Source organism: Streptomyces sp. V1I1 (assembly GCF_030817355.1).
Taxonomy (GTDB): Bacteria; Actinomycetota; Actinomycetes; order Streptomycetales; family Streptomycetaceae; genus Streptomyces.
Window position 1 is genome coordinate 3,133,511 of the sequence record NZ_JAUSZH010000001.1, and the last position, 17,381, is coordinate 3,150,891.

16 protein-coding genes and 1 pseudogene are annotated in these 17,381 nt (G+C 68.6%); 6 read left to right on the plus strand and 11 right to left on the minus strand.

The window, feature by feature from the left end; genetic code table 11:
* Positions 1 to 78: 78 nt before the first annotated feature.
* A pseudogene (locus QFZ67_RS14585) lies at positions 79 to 1,064 on the plus strand (glycosyltransferase family 2 protein).
* A complete protein-coding gene (locus tag QFZ67_RS14590) occupies positions 1,064 to 2,413 on the plus strand; it encodes an alpha-2,8-polysialyltransferase family protein (protein ID WP_307661532.1) in 1,350 nt (449 codons plus the stop codon). Before QFZ67_RS14585 ends, QFZ67_RS14590 begins: the two are co-directional and overlap by 1 nt.
* 200 nt (positions 2,414 to 2,613) lie before the next feature.
* On the opposite strand, the gene QFZ67_RS14595 is transcribed toward QFZ67_RS14590, so the two are convergent.
* Positions 2,614 to 3,264, minus strand: a complete 651-nt coding sequence (locus tag QFZ67_RS14595; RefSeq protein WP_373430223.1) for a TetR/AcrR family transcriptional regulator C-terminal domain-containing protein — start codon at positions 3,262 to 3,264, stop codon at positions 2,614 to 2,616.
* A gap of 30 nt (positions 3,265 to 3,294) precedes the next feature.
* Between QFZ67_RS14595 and QFZ67_RS14600 the strand changes: the two genes are divergently transcribed.
* Positions 3,295 to 4,722 (plus strand): FAD-dependent oxidoreductase, encoded by a 1,428-nt coding sequence (locus tag QFZ67_RS14600; protein ID WP_307661534.1) that lies wholly within the window; start codon positions 3,295 to 3,297, stop codon positions 4,720 to 4,722.
* On the opposite strand, the gene leuE is transcribed toward QFZ67_RS14600, so the two are convergent.
* Both leuE and QFZ67_RS14610 read right to left on the minus strand, forming a co-directional pair.
* Complete coding sequence (gene leuE / locus QFZ67_RS14605; protein WP_307661535.1) at positions 4,709 to 5,362, minus strand: leucine efflux protein LeuE; 654 nt, start codon at positions 5,360 to 5,362, stop codon at positions 4,709 to 4,711. The two genes, QFZ67_RS14600 and leuE, sit on opposite strands and share 14 nt — an antisense overlap.
* A gap of 76 nt (positions 5,363 to 5,438) precedes the next feature.
* Positions 5,439 to 7,019: a methylmalonyl-CoA mutase gene (locus tag QFZ67_RS14610; protein WP_307661536.1), complete on the minus strand. Its 1,581-nt coding sequence runs from the start codon at positions 7,017 to 7,019 to the stop codon at positions 5,439 to 5,441.
* A gap of 193 nt (positions 7,020 to 7,212) precedes the next feature.
* Here QFZ67_RS14610 and QFZ67_RS14615 point away from each other — a divergent pair, with 193 nt between their 5' ends.
* Positions 7,213 to 8,127, plus strand: a complete 915-nt coding sequence (locus QFZ67_RS14615) for a L,D-transpeptidase family protein (protein ID WP_307661537.1) — start codon at positions 7,213 to 7,215, stop codon at positions 8,125 to 8,127.
* A gap of 197 nt (positions 8,128 to 8,324) precedes the next feature.
* Here QFZ67_RS14615 and QFZ67_RS14620 read toward each other — a convergent pair whose 3' ends face one another.
* The 3 genes from QFZ67_RS14620 to QFZ67_RS14630 form a co-directional block, all read right to left on the minus strand.
* Complete coding sequence (locus QFZ67_RS14620) at positions 8,325 to 9,350, minus strand: hypothetical protein (RefSeq protein WP_307661538.1); 1,026 nt, start codon at positions 9,348 to 9,350, stop codon at positions 8,325 to 8,327.
* Positions 9,350 to 10,105 carry an RNA polymerase sigma factor gene (locus tag QFZ67_RS14625; protein ID WP_307661539.1) on the minus strand — a complete coding sequence of 252 codons (756 nt, stop codon included), beginning with the start codon at positions 10,103 to 10,105 and terminating at the stop codon, positions 9,350 to 9,352. The genes QFZ67_RS14620 and QFZ67_RS14625 overlap by 1 nt, the downstream gene beginning before the upstream one ends.
* Before the next feature lie 264 nt (positions 10,106 to 10,369).
* Positions 10,370 to 10,828 carry a hypothetical protein gene (locus QFZ67_RS14630; RefSeq protein WP_307661540.1) on the minus strand — a complete coding sequence of 153 codons (459 nt, stop codon included), beginning with the start codon at positions 10,826 to 10,828 and terminating at the stop codon, positions 10,370 to 10,372.
* 149 nt (positions 10,829 to 10,977) lie between these two features.
* Between QFZ67_RS14630 and QFZ67_RS14635 the strand changes: the two genes are divergently transcribed.
* A complete protein-coding gene (locus QFZ67_RS14635; protein WP_307661541.1) occupies positions 10,978 to 12,099 on the plus strand; it encodes an SMI1/KNR4 family protein in 1,122 nt (373 codons plus the stop codon).
* Between the two features lie 24 nt (positions 12,100 to 12,123).
* Here QFZ67_RS14635 and QFZ67_RS14640 read toward each other — a convergent pair whose 3' ends face one another.
* Together QFZ67_RS14640 and QFZ67_RS14645 are read right to left on the minus strand one after the other, a co-directional pair.
* Complete coding sequence (locus tag QFZ67_RS14640) at positions 12,124 to 12,987, minus strand: hypothetical protein (protein ID WP_307661542.1); 864 nt, start codon at positions 12,985 to 12,987, stop codon at positions 12,124 to 12,126.
* 24 nt (positions 12,988 to 13,011) lie between these two features.
* Positions 13,012 to 13,584: a L,D-transpeptidase gene (locus QFZ67_RS14645; RefSeq protein ID WP_307661543.1), complete on the minus strand. Its 573-nt coding sequence runs from the start codon at positions 13,582 to 13,584 to the stop codon at positions 13,012 to 13,014.
* Between QFZ67_RS14645 and QFZ67_RS14650 the strand changes: the two genes are divergently transcribed.
* A complete protein-coding gene (locus QFZ67_RS14650) occupies positions 13,565 to 13,915 on the plus strand; it encodes a hypothetical protein (RefSeq protein WP_307661544.1) in 351 nt (116 codons plus the stop codon). The two genes, QFZ67_RS14645 and QFZ67_RS14650, sit on opposite strands and share 20 nt — an antisense overlap.
* A 794-nt stretch (positions 13,916 to 14,709) precedes the next feature.
* Here QFZ67_RS14650 and QFZ67_RS14655 read toward each other — a convergent pair.
* The 3 genes from QFZ67_RS14655 to QFZ67_RS14665 form a co-directional block, all read right to left on the minus strand.
* A complete protein-coding gene (locus QFZ67_RS14655) occupies positions 14,710 to 15,714 on the minus strand; it encodes a tetratricopeptide repeat protein (protein ID WP_307661545.1) in 1,005 nt (334 codons plus the stop codon).
* Positions 15,653 to 16,147 (minus strand): hypothetical protein, encoded by a 495-nt coding sequence (locus QFZ67_RS14660; protein WP_307661546.1) that lies wholly within the window; start codon positions 16,145 to 16,147, stop codon positions 15,653 to 15,655. Before QFZ67_RS14660 ends, QFZ67_RS14655 begins: the two co-directional genes overlap by 62 nt.
* A 419-nt stretch (positions 16,148 to 16,566) precedes the next feature.
* Positions 16,567 to 17,202, minus strand: a complete 636-nt coding sequence (locus QFZ67_RS14665; RefSeq protein WP_307661547.1) for a tetratricopeptide repeat protein — start codon at positions 17,200 to 17,202, stop codon at positions 16,567 to 16,569.
* Between the last annotated feature and the right edge of the window lie 179 nt (positions 17,203 to 17,381).

Sequence of the window (17,381 nt, forward strand, 5' to 3'; positions counted from 1 at the left end):
GGACTCGCCGCCCTGCGTTCACCCGCCATCCCTCCCAGCGACAGAACGAATGCCGGGTCTCGGCCTAGCCTCACGCGGGTGGTTAAGCTCTCCGTCATCGTGCCGTTCTACAACGTGCAGACATACGCCCCCGACACCCTGAGAAGCCTCCAGGCGAACGCCCGCGAGGACTTCGAATTCCTGCTTGTCGACGATTGCTCGACAGATGGGACTCCGGAGATCCTGGAGCGCGCGGAGCGTGAGGTTCCGGGGGCTCGGCTGATCAGACATGAACAGAACGGCGGCCTCGCCACCGCGCGGAACACCGGTCTCGACGCCGCGAGCGGGGAGTACCTCACCTTCCTCGACGGCGACGACTGGCTGGCGCCCGGCCACTACGAGCGGCTGCTCACGGCCATCGAGGAGCTGGGCTGCGACTTCGTCCGCACCGACCATGTCCAGTGCACGGCCAGGGCCCGCACGGTCCACCGCGTCCCGGTCGGCCGGCGCGGCGAGGTGCTGCGGCCGCGGGACGCGATCCTGCCCGCCGACCGGTCGACCGGCGTCGACTACCCCTTCGCCTGGGCCGGGATGTATCACCGGCGGCTCGCGGAGCGCGGGCTGCTGCATTTCACGCACGGGCTGCGCACCGCCGAGGACCGGCCGTGGATCTGGCGGCTGCACCGCGAGGCCGAGTCTTTTGCCGCGATCAGCCACTTGGGGATCTTCTACCGACGCGGCGTTGCATCATCCCTGACACAAATTGGTGACATTCGCCAGCTTGATTTCATCCGGGCATTCGACCAGGTGCTCGAAGAAACGGCGAAGGATCCGGATTCCGCTCAGCTGTTGCCAAAAGCCGTGCGAACGTACTGTGCCGTCATTTCCCACCACTTGGGATCAGTAGAGAGGTTCGAACCCGCAGTGGCGCGGAAATTGCGTGCAATGAGCGCGGCGGCCCTGAAGCGGATGCCGCAGGACATTTTGAAGGACGCGCTCGACTCGATGGACGTCGAGCGCGCGCATCGAGGCTGCGCAGGCTACGCCGCCGCCCCGCCCCGCTCTCCGGGGAGGCAGCGGCCTGATGCGTACGACCCAGATCTTCTACGCGTCCTCGCTGTACGGGGCCGCCACGCTGGCCGCGGCGATCGACAGCGGCTGCTTCGCGACCGCCGACCGGCGCCTCCTGCTGGTCGCCAACAACGCGGCGACGCCGGAGACTTCGCCTTCGCTGGACACGATGCCCGGCTTCGAGCAGCTGCGCGGCCGCTTCGACGGGGTGCTCTCCTGGAACGAGGCGATCTCCCCTTTTCATCCGGGCGGCTGGGCCCCGCGCCCGGACGACGGCCCGCTGTGGGAGCGGTATCTGCGGATGCTGTGGGACCTCGGTGACGACCGGATCGAGCTGGCCGTCGAGTCCATCCAGGTCAACCCGGCGCTGGCGATCGCGCAGCTCTTCCCGGACGCGACGCTGGATGTGTACGCGGACGGGCTGATGAGCTACGGACCGACCCGCAGCAAGATCGACCCGCTGGTCGGCGAGCGGGTGCGCAGGCTGTTCCATCTGGACCTCGTGCCGGGCTTGAAGCCTTTGCTGCTCGCGGAGTTCGGGGCGCAGCCGCAGGTCGTCCCGACGGAGGCGTTCGTCAAGGTCGTCGCCGAACTCTCCGACGGCGTCACGGATGTGGCACCCGGCGAGGGGACTGCGGCGGGCGAGGGAACTGCGGCGGGCGACGGCCCGGCCCTGCTGCTCGGCCAGTACCTCGCGGCGCTCGGCATCATCACGCCCGATGAGGAAGAGGCCCTCCACGTCCGGATGGTGCGGGGCGCGGTCGCGCTCGGCCACCGCCGGATTGTATTCAAGCCGCATCCCACGGCCCCGGCTTCCTGGACGCGCACCCTGGAGCGTGAGGCGGAGAAGCTGGAGGCGGAACTGACCGTCCTGGACCGGCCGTTGATCGCCGAAGTGCTCTACCGTCAGCTGCGGCCCGCACTGGTGGCGGGCTGCTTCTCCACCGCGCTGTTCACGGCGAGCACGTTCTACGGAATCCCGGTGGCCCGCATCGGCACCGAGCCGCTCCTCGACCGGCTCACGCCGTACCAGAACAGCAACCGGATTCCGCTGACGATCGTCGACGCGCTGCTGCCCGATCTGGCGGAGGGCGAATCGGGCGCGCCGAGGGAAGCGGACGAGACGGTGACCGGCCTGCTCAACACGGTCGGCTTCGCGATGCAGGCACAGCTCAGGCCGGATCTGCGCGCGGCGGCGGAGAGCTATCTCAGGGGCCACCTGGACTCGCACACCTGGCGCTACTTCAAGCGCCGCCGGCTGACGGTGCTCGGCCTGCCGGGCGGGATTCCGGTGCCGCGGAACGCGGCGGTGCGCAGGGTGGTGCGGCGGGCGCGCCGCCTGAAGCGGGTGGCGCTGGGCTGAGGTTTCCCTGGGGCTCCGCCCCAGAACCCGCTCCTCAATCTCCCCCAGACTTCGTCCGGGGGGACCCCCACGAGGCTTGATTTGCCCGGGCATATCAAGCCCGTCCGGCGATTGAGGACACGCGCGAAGCGCGTACGGGGGTCTGGGGGCTGCCCCCAGTTCGGGAAGGGGCGGGTCGGGGAACAGGCCCGCCGCAGGCGCTAGCCCAGCAGCACCGCCCCCACCCCCGCCACCACCGCCGCCAGCCCCACCTCGAACCCCGCATCGCGCCCCGCGAACATCTCCTCGCCCGCCGCCGCGGACAGCGGGTACTCGGCCAGCCGCTCGGCGCGCGCCGCCAGGTCGTAGCCCTCCGCACCCGTCGCCGGGTCCGGGCCCATGGCCTGTTCCTCGATCACGTAGCCGATCGTGTAGCTGTACGCGGTGAGCCAGGCGCGCGCGGCCGCCGCCGGGGTGAAGCCCGCCACGGTGAGCATGCGCAGATGCGCCTCCATCGGGCCCGCGTAGCTCATGTCGGTGAAATGCGTGCCGCTGTAGACCTTCGCGCCGTCGCGGTAGCGCAGCAAATGCTCGCGCAGCCTTCGCATGGCCGCGGCGAGGCCCTCGCGCCAGTCGGCCGACGGGTCCGACTCCTGCATGTCCGCCGCCATCCGCCGCAGCATCTCGGTCGCCATCTCGTCGAGCAGCGCCTGTTTGTCTTTGAAGTGCCAGTACAGCGCGGGCGCTTTGACGTCGAGCTCCTTGGCGATGGCGCGCAGGGTCAGCCCTTCGAGGCCCACTTCGTTGAGCAGGCGCAGGGCGGTGCGCGCCACCCGGATCCGGTCGAGTCGTTCCGTAGCCACCTTGACAATTTAACAGCGTTAAGCGCATCCTCCGTAACCATGGAACTTAACAGCGTTAAGGAACCGAGGAACGTGGACGTCCTCGTCGTCGGGGCCGGGCCCACCGGGCTCGCTCTCGCCTGCGATCTGGCCCGCCGCGGCGTGCGAACCCTCGTCGTCGAGCAGTCGGACACGCTCTTCCCCGGCTCGCGCGGCAAGGGCATCCAGCCGCGCACCATGGAGGTCTTCGACGACCTCGGGGTCGTGGACGCGGTCCTCTCATCCGGCGGCCGGGCCCCGGTCGGCATGATCTGGCAGGACGGCGCCCGGCAGGGCGAGCACGACATGTTCGAGCGGCCCGCGCCCTCGGAGGCCGAACCGTATACAGAACCCTGGCTGCTCCCGCAGTGGCGCACACAGCAGATCCTGCACACGCGCCTGACGGAGCTGGGCGGCAGCGTCGCCTTCGGCACCGCCCTGACCGGGATCAGGCAGGACGCGCACACAGTGACGGCCCGGCTCTCGACGGGCGAGGTCCACGCGTCGTACGCGGTCGCCGCCGACGGCGGCCGCAGCACGGTGCGCCGGGCTCTCGGCATCCCGATGACCGGCGAGGACGTCGACCCGGCGCCGATGCTCGTCGCGGATGTCCGAATTCCGGCGCTGGACCGTCTGAGCTGGCACATCTTCCCCGGCGACGGCACCGGCCACCTCGCCGTCTGCCCGCTGCCGGGCACCGACGACTTCCAGCTCATCGGCCAGTTCAACGAAGGCGAGCCCGACACCTCGCCCGCGGGGATACGGGCGCTGGTCGCCGCCCGCAGCCATCTGGCCGCGGACGAGGTCACCGAGGTGCTGTGGGTATCGGACTTCCGGCCGCGCGCCGCCATGGCCGCCCGCTTCCGCGAGGGGCGTGTTTTCCTCGCGGGCGACGCCGCGCACATCCACTCCCCCGCCGGCGGGCAGGGCCTCAACACCAGCGTCCAGGACGCGTACAACCTCGGTTGGAAGCTCGGCCAGGTGCTGCGCCACGGCGCGCCCGAGGCGCTGCTCGACACGTACGAAGAGGAGCGGCAGCCTGTCGCCGCACAGATGCTGGGCCTGTCCACCCGTATCCACCGCGGCGAGGAGCGGCGCGGCGCGGCCACCATACAGCTCGGCCTGGGCTACCGCGGCGGCCCGCTCGCTTCAGGAGGCAGCGGCGCCGGCGGCGCGCTGGAGGCGGGCGACCGCGCCCCGGACGGCCCGCTGCCCGGCGGGCGCCGGCTGTTCGACCTCTTCCGCGGCCCGCACTTCACGCTGCTCGCGGTCGGCACGGACGCGGAACTGCCGCCGCTGGACGCCCAGTTGGTGCACGTACACCGCATCGACGCGTACGAGCCGTACGGAAAGGGCCTCTTCCTGGTCAGGCCCGACGGCTATGTCGGCTGGGCGGGCGGGGACACGGCGGGGCTGACCGAGTGGCTGGAGCGGGTCAGGAGCTGCTGAGCGAAAGCTTCACCGCGAAGCCGAGGAACAGCGCGCCGGCCGCCGCCGTCGCTCCCGCCGACAGACGCTTGCGACGGCGGAACGCGGCCGCAAGGTGGGTACCGGTGAAGATCAGCAGAGTCAGATAGAGGAAGCTCGCCAGCTGCGCGAGCACACCGAGCACCACGAAGGACAGCGCGGGATAGGCGTAGCCCGGATCGACGAACTGCACGAAGAAGGCGATGAAGAAGAGGATCGCCTTCGGGTTGAACAGGCTGATCACAAAGGCCCTGCGGAAGGGCCGCTCGGCGGCGGAAGCACCGTCCGCGGCCGGCTCCTCGATCGTCCGCTCGCGCCGGGTGCGCCACATCGACCAGGCCGCGCGCAGCATCCCGATCGCAAGCCAGGTCAGATAGCCGGCGCCCGCGAACTTCACGATCCCGAAGAGCACGGCGTTGGCCTGGAGCAGCGAGGCAACACCCGCCGCGGACAGCACCATCAGCACGGTGTCGCCGCACCACACACCGGCGGCGGCCGTATAGCCCGTGCGCACACCACGGCGTGCGGCGACCGAGAGCACGTACAGGGAGTTCGGCCCCGGCAGCAGAATGATCAGGACAAGGCCCACCAGATAGGTCGGCAGATCAGTAACACCCAGCATGAGGCGGAGTGTCGCACATGGGTACGACACTCCGCCTTTGCGTTCCGTATCGCGGAATGAGGCGTGCCGGATCCGCTCAGAACGCATCCGTGGGGACGTAGGTGCCCCACACCGCGCGCAGGGCGTCGCACACCTCGCCCACCGTCGCCCGCGCCTTCAGCGCGTCCTTCATCGGGTAAAGGACGTTGTCCGTGCCCTCCGCGGCCTTCCGCAGCGCGGCCAGCGCCGTATCCACCGCCTGCTGGTCGCGCTCCGCCCGCAGCTTCGCAAGCCGTTCCGCCTGCTGCGCCTCGATCGCCGGGTCGACGCGGAGCGGCTCGTACGGCTCCTCGGCATCCAGCGTGAAGCGGTTGACGCCCACGACGACGCGCTCGCCGCTGTCGGTCTCCTGCGCGATGCGGTAGGCGCTGTGCTCGATCTCGTTCTTCTGGAAGCCGTGCTCGATCGCGCTGACCGCGCCGCCCAGGTCCTCGACCCGCTGCATCAGCGCCAGCGCCGCCGCCTCCACGTCGTCCGTCATCTTCTCCACGACATACGAGCCGGCGAACGGGTCGACGGTCGCGGTCACATCCGTCTCGTACGCGAGGACCTGCTGCGTACGCAGGGCGAGCCGGGCAGACTTGTCCGTCGGGAGCGCGATCGCCTCGTCGAAGGAGTTGGTGTGCAGCGACTGCGTGCCGCCGAGCACGGCCGCGAGCCCCTGGACGGCCACGCGCACCAGGTTCACCTCGGGCTGCTGCGCGGTCAGCTGCACACCGGCGGTCTGTGTGTGGAAGCGCAGCATCAGCGACTTGGGGTTCTTCGCGCCGAACTCCTCGCGCATCACCTTCGCCCAGATCCTGCGCGCGGCACGGAACTTGGCGACCTCCTCCAGGATCGTCGTACGGGCGACGAAGAAGAACGACAGGCGCGGCGCGAAGTCGTCCACGTCCATGCCCGCGGCCACGGCCGTACGGACGTACTCGATGCCGTCCGCGAGCGTGAACGCGATCTCCTGCGCGGGCGAGGCCCCGGCCTCCGCCATGTGATAGCCGGAGATCGAGATGGTGTTCCACTTCGGGATCTCGGCCTTGCAGTACTTGAAGATGTCGGCGATCAGCCGCAGCGAGGGCTTGGGCGGGAAGATGTACGTGCCGCGGGCGATGTACTCCTTGAGCACATCGTTCTGGATGGTGCCGGTGAGCTTTTCCGCGGGGACGCCCTGCTCCTCGCCGACGAGTTGGTACAGCAGCAGAAGCAGCGCGGCCGGCGCATTGATCGTCATCGACGTGGAGACCTTGTCCAGCGGGATCCCGTCGAACAGCACCCGCATGTCGTCGAGCGAGTCGATTGCGACGCCGACCTTGCCGACCTCGCCGTGCGCGATGGGCGCGTCCGAGTCGTGCCCCATCTGGGTCGGCAGGTCGAAGGCGACGGACAGGCCCATGGTGCCGTGGGCGATGAGGTCCTTGTAGCGGGCGTTGGACTCGACGGCGGTGCCGAAGCCCGCGTACTGGCGCATCGTCCAGGGACGGCCGGTGTACATCGTCGGGTAGACGCCGCGGGTGAAGGGGTACGAGCCGGACTCGCCCAGCTTCTCGGCCGGGTCCCACCCCTCCAGTGCATCCGGCCCGTAGACCGGTTCGATGGGCAGTCCCGACTCGGACTCGCGCGCCATGATGTGTGCCTCCGCTGAAGCTACTCGTTGGTAACCGACCCTCGCGACGGACTGTAGCGGCGGGCCCGGTACGGGTGGAGGGCCACGCGCTGGGACCTTCCTCACAGCTTCTTCCCCATAATGCGCGGGATTGCGCAACCGGGCAGAGCGGGAATCTGTCTCATGAGGCACAGGAAATACAGGGGGGACGTACATGCTTCGGAAAGCCGTCATACATAGAGCTGTCATACGCAGAGCCGGCATACGCAGAACCGGCATACGCAGGGCCGTCATACGCAGAACACTCGCCGCGGCCGCCGTGCTGGCCGTGACCACCGGCTGTATGGCGCAGGCGGCCACCGGCCGGCCGGTGGCCGACGCGAAGCCGGGCAGCACAACGCCCGCGCCGGGCGCCACTTCGACGCCGACGCCTTCCGCGTCGGACCCGGGCACGCCGTCGGCGAAGCCGAGCGAGTCCGCCACGACCGCGAAGCCCGAGGTCCTGATGGCGAGCGGCTCGAAGGGCGAGCGGGTGCGCGAGCTACAGGCCAGGCTGGCTCAGATCGGCTGGTTCGACGACACCCCGACCGGTACGTACGGACCGGTGACGGTTGCGTCCGTCAAGGGCTTCCAGGGCAAGCGCGGGCTGCCGACGACGGGCGACACGGACACCGTGACCTGGCAGAAGCTGCTCGCCATGACGAAGAAGCCGACGCGCGACGAGCTGAACGGCAGGACCGTGAACAAGCCGTCGGCGAAGCTGGACCCGCGCTGCAAGACGGGCCGGGTGATGTGCATCAGCAAGACCACCCGCACACTCTCCTGGGTGATCGACGGCAAGGTGCAGTCGACGATGGACGTGCGGTTCGGCTCTCAGTACACGCCGACGCGTGAGGGCGCCTTCAGCGTCTTCCAGAAGTCACGGCACCATGTCTCGTCGATCTACCACACGCCCATGCCGTACGCGATGTTCTTCAGCGGCGGCCAGGCGGTGCACTACTCGGCGGACTTCGCGGCGCGGGGCTACAACGGCGCTTCGCACGGCTGCGTCAATGTCCGGAACGAGGGGAAGCTCGCCTCGCTCTTCTCGCAGGTCCGCAACGGTGACCGCGTGGTCATCTATTGGTGAGCGCGAGGGGTGAGTGTGGCGCGGGCGGGACCGGGGGAACGTGTCCCGCCCGCGCCGTTTGCACCGAGCCGTAGGTACGGGGGGAACCCCGGCTCTGGCGCAGCCGATGACCAGTCGGCTCACTCTCTACTGCGCCGTGGCTTCAAAAAACGTCACACCTGGGCGGCCGAAAATCGTCACTGCCGAGAAATTGCAGGTCAGAAGGAGTTAAGGGCAACGCCGGACGAAGGCAGGGGTGCACTTTCGGACGGCAGGGGCGCGGGCTCCGCGGGCAGTGGCGTCCAGGCGACGGGCGGCAGGGAAGCGGCGCCCGAGTGGCTGTCCAAGGCGGGGGCGCCGTGGTCCTTCCGGTCGTCGTCACCGCTGTCGCCGTCGTCGCCGTCACCGCTGTCGCCGCCGCCGTCGGTCTGGCCGCCGCCCTTGGTGTCGCCGTCGAGCAGCCGGTCGCAGAATCTCTCCACCCGGCTCGCCCCCTCGGCCGCCTCCTCGAGCTTCCGCTTGCGGTCGGGGGCGATGCGGCCACTGCGGTAGTCGCGGCAGGCCTCGACCGACGTGCGGTACGACTCGGCGTTCCGGTCGAGGGACTTGTCGTCCGGGTCGCCGTGCCGCTCGCCCGAGCCGCCGTCCGCGCCCCTTGACGCGTCCGGGTGCTCGCCGCCGTCACTCGCCGGGGGTGACACCGGCGGCGTACTGGGCGAGCCCGAGATCGGCGGGGGTGCGACTGTTCCCCCGCCGGTCTGCGACTCGGAGACCAGCGGCCCCGGGGTCGCGGCGGCCGAGACGGAGGACGCGGGCAGCGGATCGCCGCCGAAGGGCGACGGCAGGAAGCCTGTGCCCGCGGCGACGGCGACGCCGCCGAGCGCGCAGCCGGCCACCGCGGCGGCAAGCCCGAAGCGCACCGGGCGGGCGAAGATCGTGCGGGGTGCGCGGCGCGCAGAAGCGGGGCGCGTGGAAGGGGCGAGACGTACGGTCCCGAGCATGTCCCCCGCGGGCGCGTCGGCGTCCGCCCTGGACTTGCGGAACGCGGCCAATGCGGCCGCCTCGCCGGGCATTTCACCGCCGTCCATGTAGCCGGAGCGGCTGGGTCTGCCCATGCCGTACAGCTCTCGGGACAGTCGCGCGGCCTGGATACGGGCGTGTTCGTCGGCAGCCTCGACCGGTTCACCGCGCAGCAGTCGCTCCGCCGCTTCCCTGTCAAGCCACTCGTACCGCTCGTCGGCCATCACATGTCCTTCTGCGTCCGCAGGCGTGAATGCGTCACACCTGCGGGTGCCGTCGCGCCGGGCCGGGGGCCGCGCTGCGGCGGTACGCCGTTCAGATCCGCGCGGTCGGCGCGCTCGGCGCGCTCGGCGCCAGGGTTTACGTGGTCCGCTTCGCCGCTGTCCTCACTGAGGGCCGGCGCGGCTTCCTCACTGAGGGCCGGCGCGGCTTCCTCGCCCAGCAGCTCGGCCAGCCGCTTCAGCCCGCGGTGCGCAGCGGTGCGTACCGCGCCGGGCCGCTTGCCCAGCGTCTTGGCCGCGCTCTTCGCGTCGAGGCCGACCACGACGCGCAGGACGACGGCCTCGGCCTGGTCCTGCGGCAGCTGGGCGATGAGGGCCATCGTGTTGCCGGTGGCGAGTGCCTCCATGGCCTCGTCGGCGGTGTCCGAGTCGGCGGCCTTGCCGGTGAGCTCGGTCTCGTCGCCGCCGACGGCGGGGCGACGGCCGCGCATGCGTATGTGGTCGAGAGCGCGGTTGCGGGCGATCCGTGCGGCCCAGCCGCGGAAGCGGTCCGCGTCGCCGCTGAACCGGTCGAGATCGCGGGCGATCTGCAGCCAGGCCTCGGACGCGACGTCCTCGGCGTCCGGTTCGCCGACCAGAGTGCGTACATAGCCGAGCAGCCGCGGGTGCACGGCGCGGTACACAGTACGGAAGGCGCTCTCGTCCCCGTCCTGTGCCGCGAGCACCGCGGCGGTCAACTCCGCGTCGTCCCCCAGCACTACCCCAACCTGTCCTGAAATCGCAGCTGGTCACCACTGCCGCGCCGCCCTGCGCGAATCAGCACGCTACGTCCTTGCAGGGGGCCGCGTCCATAATTTGTACAACCAGCAACAACGTGCCGACACAGCGGGGTGTGACAGAAACCGCACGCTCGGCGCTGAGAGGAGTACGGGGCGGCTCTGCCGCCCCGGCGAACGACGACCGGGGCCTCTCCTGTGGGGGGTGGCGGCCCCGGTCGTCCTTCTACGTCCGGGGCCACTCCGTCAACAGCACACGACCGGTGGGGCATCCGGCGCGGCGGCCTTGCGCGCCCGCCCGTGCAGCAGCAGATAGAAGCGCTGCACCGACTCCTCCGGGCCGCCCAGCTCGAAGCGGTTGACCACCTTGCCGAGCGGATTCCACACGCGCCCGTCGGGCATCCGGATTCCCACGGGCTGGCCGAACAGCTCCCGCTGCTCCGGATCCAAGTCCACCCACCGGGCCCCGGCCCGCCGGACGATCACCTCTCCCGCGTACGCCCCGAGGCCCTGGAGGAGCCCGGCGACCCGCCCGACCTCCGGACGGCCGCGCCGTACCCCGTCCACCATGAAGTCGACGATCCGCAGGCTGGCGACGGAGTAGTCGAGCGGCAGCCGGCTGCGCGCCGTCAGCCGGTCGACGACCCCGGCGACATAGACGCGCATCTCGGCAGCACCGGGCAGCACTCCAAAGTCCGTATCCATGCCAGACCCAGCGGCATGTGCATGAAGAACATCACGCCAAGCGGAAGTGTTCGTTCTCACGTATGAGTTCAGGCCACCCGTACAACCATTTTCACGGCTCAGGCGTCATCCGCCCACACCATTCACGCCAACGTGCCAGGATGCGCCCCATGACACCGGCCTCATACGCCGCCGCCTTCGCGGAACTATTCGGCCAACCCCCGGCCGGCGCCGCCCCGGCTCCCGCCCCCGTCCCCGTCGACTGGGACACCGTCGAGTCCTGGCTCGGGCTGCGGCTGCCCGCCGACTACAAGGCGATCGCCTCCGCGTACGGGCCGCTGGACATCGGGGAGTTCCTCTGGCTGCACATACCGTGCGCCAGGGAGGGCTGGTTCGAGTACGGCAACTGGCTGGAGGGCGCACGGCGGGAGGCGCCCGAGGGACTGCTCCCGTGGGGCGAGACCCGGAAGTGCGACCTTCTGTACTGGGACACCACGGCGTCCGACGATCCTGACGAGTGGCCGGTCGTCACCTTCCACAAGGACGGGGCTCGCGCGGGCGCGGACCCCTGGCACCGCTACAGGACTCCACTGCTGCCCACCCTGACCACGCTCATCGGCGAGGGCCTCCGGCCGAGCGCGAGCCGCACGGCCTTCCTGACCGAAGTCGACCCCGGCCCGTGGACCCCGCCGGTCCCGCGCCCGGCACCGACCCCGCAGCAGCGCGCCGCGCTGACCGAGGGCACGGGCTTGGCGGCGCTGACCGCACTCGTACCACCGCCGCGGAAGCCGTTTCTCGGAGACGGCACATGGAAGCGGCTGTACGAGCGCCTCGGCACGCGGCTGCCGGCGGAGTACGTGACCCTGATGGAGACGTACGGAGGCGGCTGCTGGACGAACTGGCTCAGAGTCAGCGCCCCGCTGAGCACCGGCGAGCACGGACTTGCCGAGGAGGTCAGGTGGGTCTGCGACGCCTACCGTGGACTGCGCGCCGAATACCCGCAGTTCCAGCCGTTGGCAGTCTGGCCGGAGCCTGGCGGCTTCCTCCCGTTCGCCGACTCCATCGACGGCGACCAACTGGGCTGGCTCACCGAGGGCCCCACGCCGGACGACTGGCCGCTGATCGTCTACCCACGCCACGCCGAACAGGGCCCGCCGCTGACCGGCACGCTCACCCACATCCTGCTGGAGTGGCTGCGCGGCCGGTTCGCCACGGAAGGCCTGCCGAGTCTCGGCCGGGTGAAGGACCCGCTGGACCACATCGACTTCGAGCCGTTGGCCGACGTTGAGTAGCCGTGAGGGAACGCCTCTCCCCGCTCAATTCACCCCTGCGGGAAGCTCGATGTCCCCGTCGAACACTCCCCGGTTCTCCTCGTTCACATCCTGGCCATAGGTGATGTCCTGTCCCCCGTAGGGGATCAGGACATCGAAACGGAACCGGTGGGATTCGACTCTGTACGTTTCGGGGTCGAGGATCAGCGTCTCCTCCAGCCGGGACAGGGTGAGTTGATCCTCGGTCGCTGAAACCCCGGCTTTCTGGAGTTGCTTCAGGGTCGGCTTCAGCTCGCGTACAGCCTTCTCGGCAAAGGACCGGTCCCGCACCTCCGACAACTTCCGTGAGCCAGAGCGGACTTGGAGTCGAACCTTCCCTCCCTCCTTGGTCAGCGTGACGTCATCCCCCGACTCTTGTACGTACTTCCTGAACTCCCCTATGACAGCCACAGGGTCTTCCACTTTGTTCTTCATGTCCGGGTCGGAGACGGGGCCGTGCTTCCAGGCGTCCCCTCCTTCTTTGACGTACTGCGTAGCACCGATCGCAAAGATCTCTTCAGGCTTACGCTTCCCCTTACTGATGACGGACCCTGAGGAATGGAAAGCCGCAGGGGCCTGGGTCCGCCTTACGGTGGCTTCGTAAGAAGCGGCGCTCGTCTGCCCCTGAAAGACGAGACTCTCACTGCCCTTCACCGCGAACGTCCAGCCGCCCTGGGCCGCCATCGCCTCTTCCGCTCGGTCAAGAAAGTCCGCTGCGGTGACCGGCTTCGCAGGCTCCGTTGTCTTTACTCCGGGGCTCGTGGACTCAGCCGACTCGACCGACTCCGTCGGCTCCCCTTCCGCAGAGCAACCGATCAACGAAACGGAGAGCGGGATGATCAGCGCCGCAAGTCTGTAGTTCACTCGCATGCTCACGCTCCTTCGGCCGGCGGGTCAGCCGATGGCGATGCGGGGGTGCGCGCCGGGCTTGATCCAGCCCATGATCCGGTCCATGGTGGCGCGCGGCACCGATACGCAACCCGCCGTCGCCCCCTTGCCGTTGACGTGCAGGAAGATCCCGGCTCCGCGGCCCGGCGTGGCCGGCCAGCGGTTGAAGTTGATGACCAGGGCCTTGGCGTACTGCGTCGGGTAGTTGATGAGGTGTTCGCTGCCGCGCTCGCCGCTCTCGGTGAGCGGGAAGTCGGCCCCGGCCTCGGTGTGCATCTGGTTGTAGAACTTCGACTCGGGGTCCTGGACCCACCAGTGGCTGGAGTTGACCCTCGTGTACGGCATGCTCGTGCCGCTGGACTCTACGCCGAAGCCCTCGGTGATGGTGTAGGTGCCGGACGGCGTGGTGTAGGTGCTCTGCCTGCGGGTGGATCCATCGACAACGCCGTTCGATCCGACCCGGCCGCTGTCGGAGATGACCGACTTCCAGCCGGACGAACCCTTGGCCCAGGCCGTCACCGTGGCGTACGAGCCGCTCGCCTTCACGGTGATGACCTGGGTGGCGTTGCCCACGTTCACCGGAACGGGGAAGTTCGGTGCCGCGGGCGCGGCGGAGGACTGCCCCTTCTCCGCACCGCCGGCCGCCGCGGCGCGGGAGCCGCTGGAGGACGGCGACGCGCTCCCGGACGGCGACGCGGACGCAGAGGCGGAGGGGGAAGCCGTAGCGGAAGGGGAGCTGCTCGGAGAAGCGGACGAGGTGGACACGTCCGGCGCCACGCTCTCGGCACTGGCTGCGACATCCGCGGCCGGGGCAGTCTCGCCCTGGCCTCCGCACGCCGACACCAGGAATAGCGCGCCGGTGGCAGCCAGTGCGGCCGAGAACCTACGGGACGAGGGCAGCACGATGTAATCCTTCGGTTGCTGGTGATGACCGGCCGAGCCCGGCGCGGGGAAATGAGGCCGGTTATATACCAGGTCGACGCCCGGATGCGACCCCAGCGACCTTTCGGACTAATCCCATGAAATCATCGGCGAAGTGTCCGAATTCCCCTTGCGCTTTCCACCAGGACATATCAGGGCAGATCCCGCCTGACGCCCGGCGGTCCGCACGTCACGCCGGACCTCACCTCAAGCAGTCGGCGAGCGCATCACGAGCCGCCGACGACAGCCGCTCCGGGGCCAACTCACTCAACGTGAGACGAAGGCCCCTCTTCCCTCATCAAGGGAATCGCTGCCACTACGTCTTCGCTCCCGAACAGCGACTCCACGGCCTGGAAATACGGCCGGCCACCGGATACTGGAGCTCGACCTGTTCCAGCAATGGTTCCAGTTCGGCATGGGCCGCGCTGCCACCCCTTTGTGCTGGTGGGCCAGGCGGCGCCTTTGACGACCCTGGCATCACGGATGTGGTACTGACCGTCGAACTCAGGGCGTACGTCCCGCTTCTCAAGCGGTCTTGGTGCGCGGGTTGCGACGTTGATGGTGGTGCTGCGGCTCATAAGGCGGGTGGCCCGGTATGCGATCCGGTTCTTCCGGCCGGAGATCACGCCTCGGAGGCGGTGTGCGGCGGTCCAGGGCGCCCAGCGCCGTATTGACGACCTCCTACGGCGTCTGCAGGGCTGCGCCGCCGTCGGCGCTTCTCGCCTTCGTCGGCATAGCCGCAGCCCTCATCGGCTACCACCGACTCACCCAGGTGGCAACTCCTCAGCCACCGAGGTAAGGGACGAAGCCGTCTGTTTCCAGTACGGGCTCCGCCCACGCGGCGTGCGAGAAAACGGGACGCTTCGACACCCGGCCGCCCGCGTCGTCGACCAGTGTCGTCCGCACTCGCGGCGTGAGCCGGATCCGGTAGCGCAAGCCTTCCACCTCGACGACGCCGCAGTCACCGGCATCGGTGTCCAGCGACCCGTCCGGAACGCGGCTCACCTGCCATCCGGCCTTGTCGGCGAGGTACATCCACACCTCGATGGCACGCTCGCGCTCCGTGAAATTACCCACTCGGGCAATGATCTGCGCTGGATCCGTCCGGACTCTGTCCTCCGCCGCCCCCAGGCCGGCCTCGTACCTGGCGGCTACCACCCACATCGCGGCAACATGCCCACCCTGCGCGGCCACCAAATACCACCTAAAGGCGTCTTCCTCCTCATCCCGCGAGTTGTACTGATCTGCGAGCAGGGCACAAGCCTCGGGAATACCATAATCGGCAGCCTGGTGAAGATAGGCCAGGAAATCCTTCGCATTCCGCCGCATCCCCAGACCGTCACGGGCTGCCAGTGCAATGTTGTAGGCGCAGTACCCGTCACCGAGTTCTGCCCCTCGGCGAAACCACCCATTGGCTTCCGCTCGGTTCGCCGGTGTACCCACGCCCTCCGCGAGCATGAAACCGAGCCCGCGCATGCCGTCAGGTGCTCCGGATTCGGCAGCCTGACGGAACAGGGCGAGAGCACGCTCGTACTGCGTCTCCGAAATCAGGTGGATTCCACCCAGCAGCGCACTCGCACCGGCCCCTTCCCTCGGATCGTCGAGCAGGCGTTCCAGCACCGGAGCGATCTGCTCCAGGTGGACCCTCGCCACCCCGGAACCAAGCCGGAAAGCGTGCACGAACCAGTTACCCGCCGCTACCGGATCGCCAGCCTCCAGGGCAGCTTCACCCCGCGCAATTATCGACGAAACAGAATCCCGGAAGGGAAATCCGCGCCTTTCTTCCATCAGCCTGCACACCCCACGCCCATAATCCAGCAAGACAAAAATGGGTGGTACGGGGGTATGCGACTCGCATCGCATCCACGAGACTCGCTCGAACCTCCTCTGCCAGGGAGTCATTGGGAGGAGTGGTCACCACTCTGCCGATGTTCCCCCGCAGAGTGACCCGCTCGAAGATGCAAGCCTCCAGGAGCAGCCCCCCGGCCACAGTGAGGTCCTCGACCAGTACATTCTGGAAGCGAACACCATGCGTGCCGGAATTGTCCACCTTGCATCGCCTTGCCTCGACGTTGCGGACGGTAAGGCCGTACCCGGGGTCATCGAACTGGGCGACAGTAGAACCCACGTAGTTGCAGCGGGACAGACTGACATCACCCAGGGTTTTCGACCCTCCGATGACTTTGAGCGTCCGGAAGGTGGCATTATGCAATTGCTTCATGGACGACATCATGGCACCTCAGCCGAAAATGTCATCGACGTAGCCGTCCGAGACTGTTGGGTAGTCAAGAATCTGACCACGGACTTGCTCTCGGGGCTCTTCCGGGTCCCCATCATGGCGGCCCTATCAGCATGGAGTTCAGAAGGATCTGGCTCCAGTCGCCAAGGAGTGTTACTCCACTCACTGTCGTCCGCGTACCTGCTGAATCCGACCGTGCCATCCCACGACGTACTTGACGTCTCGTCAATTTCACGTCAGGGCCCGTCAATGAAGACCCGATCTGTCGTGTCCGCGCCCGCCTCGAACAGACCAACCGCCTTGCCCGGTGGATTCCACGCCCGATCGTCGGGCGTGCGAATGCCGACCGGATGACCGAAGAACTCCCGCTGCTGCCGACGAAGCGGCATAACACGCAGCCTTCACGGGCCAGCCGTAGAGCCATGGCCGGCACCAGAGTTGCACATCTGGATGATCTTTTCGGCTTCCGCCTCCCTGCCGGCCAGTCGGCCGCCCTCCCTGATCTCCGAATCAGTCATCCGTGGGGCGAGTTGGAAGACCTCGTGTACCCCTTCGAAGTTGTGGAACTCAAGCATCCTCAGGAACCACTTGACGGCGACAGCCCGGTTCTCCTCCGTCCCAACCCCGTCCCGGTGCCAGCAGCCCGCAGCCATCATGGCCCCGGTATGGCCCAGGTCGCCTGCCCTCTCGTACCAGTGGAGCGCTTCCTCATCCCGGTCCATGCCTGAGAAAACATCGCCAAGCTTGGCCGCCGCCTCGTCAACACCGGCGTCCGCCGCTGTGCGGAGCCAGCGGATCGCCTCGGCCAGGTTGTGGGAACCATCGCTCTCTTCGAGGTAGAAGACGCCGAGATTGTGTGCGGCAATCACGTCCCCCTCGCGCGCGGCGAGAAGAAAGAGCGCCTCGGCCTTCGCCAAGTCCTGGTCGACACCGACGCCTTCTACGTATAGGTAGCCCAGGGACCGACGGGCCTCGTTGTTTCCGGACTCTGCCGCCCTCCCGAACCATACGGCGGCTTCCGATGGATCCTCGTCCAAAGCGAGCAGAATCCCACCAAGTACACTTTGACAGCCGGACTCACCCATTCGCGCCGCTTGCTCCAGAACGGGGCGGAATTGCGCGAGCCTCCGTCGCCCCTCCTCGCTCCCGGCCTGATCCGCTCGCAGCAACCACCTTCCCCGATCAGCGGTTTCCGAGGCTTCGGCCAGCGCCAGCA

Bases quoted from the DNA above. Each gene is read 5' to 3' on its own strand.
- QFZ67_RS14600 (WP_307661534.1), top strand. From the start codon at position 3,295: ATGGAACTTAACAGCGTTAAGGAACCGAGGAACGTGGACGTCCTCGTC.
- leuE (WP_307661535.1), bottom strand. From the start codon at position 5,362: ATGCTGGGTGTTACTGATCTGCCGACCTATCTGGTGGGCCTTGTCCTG.
- QFZ67_RS14620 (WP_307661538.1), bottom strand. From the start codon at position 9,350: ATGGCCGACGAGCGGTACGAGTGGCTTGACAGGGAAGCGGCGGAGCGA.
- QFZ67_RS14640 (WP_307661542.1), bottom strand. From the start codon at position 12,987: ATGCGAGTGAACTACAGACTTGCGGCGCTGATCATCCCGCTCTCCGTT.
- QFZ67_RS14635 (WP_307661541.1), top strand. From the start codon at position 10,978: ATGACACCGGCCTCATACGCCGCCGCCTTCGCGGAACTATTCGGCCAA.
- QFZ67_RS14630 (WP_307661540.1), bottom strand. From the start codon at position 10,828: ATGGATACGGACTTTGGAGTGCTGCCCGGTGCTGCCGAGATGCGCGTC.
- QFZ67_RS14590 (WP_307661532.1), top strand. From the start codon at position 1,064: ATGCGTACGACCCAGATCTTCTACGCGTCCTCGCTGTACGGGGCCGCC.
- QFZ67_RS14615 (WP_307661537.1), top strand. From the start codon at position 7,213: ATGCTTCGGAAAGCCGTCATACATAGAGCTGTCATACGCAGAGCCGGC.
- QFZ67_RS14610 (WP_307661536.1), bottom strand. From the start codon at position 7,019: ATGGCGCGCGAGTCCGAGTCGGGACTGCCCATCGAACCGGTCTACGGG.
- QFZ67_RS14655 (WP_307661545.1), bottom strand. From the start codon at position 15,714: ATGGAAGAAAGGCGCGGATTTCCCTTCCGGGATTCTGTTTCGTCGATA.
- QFZ67_RS14660 (WP_307661546.1), bottom strand. From the start codon at position 16,147: ATGAAGCAATTGCATAATGCCACCTTCCGGACGCTCAAAGTCATCGGA.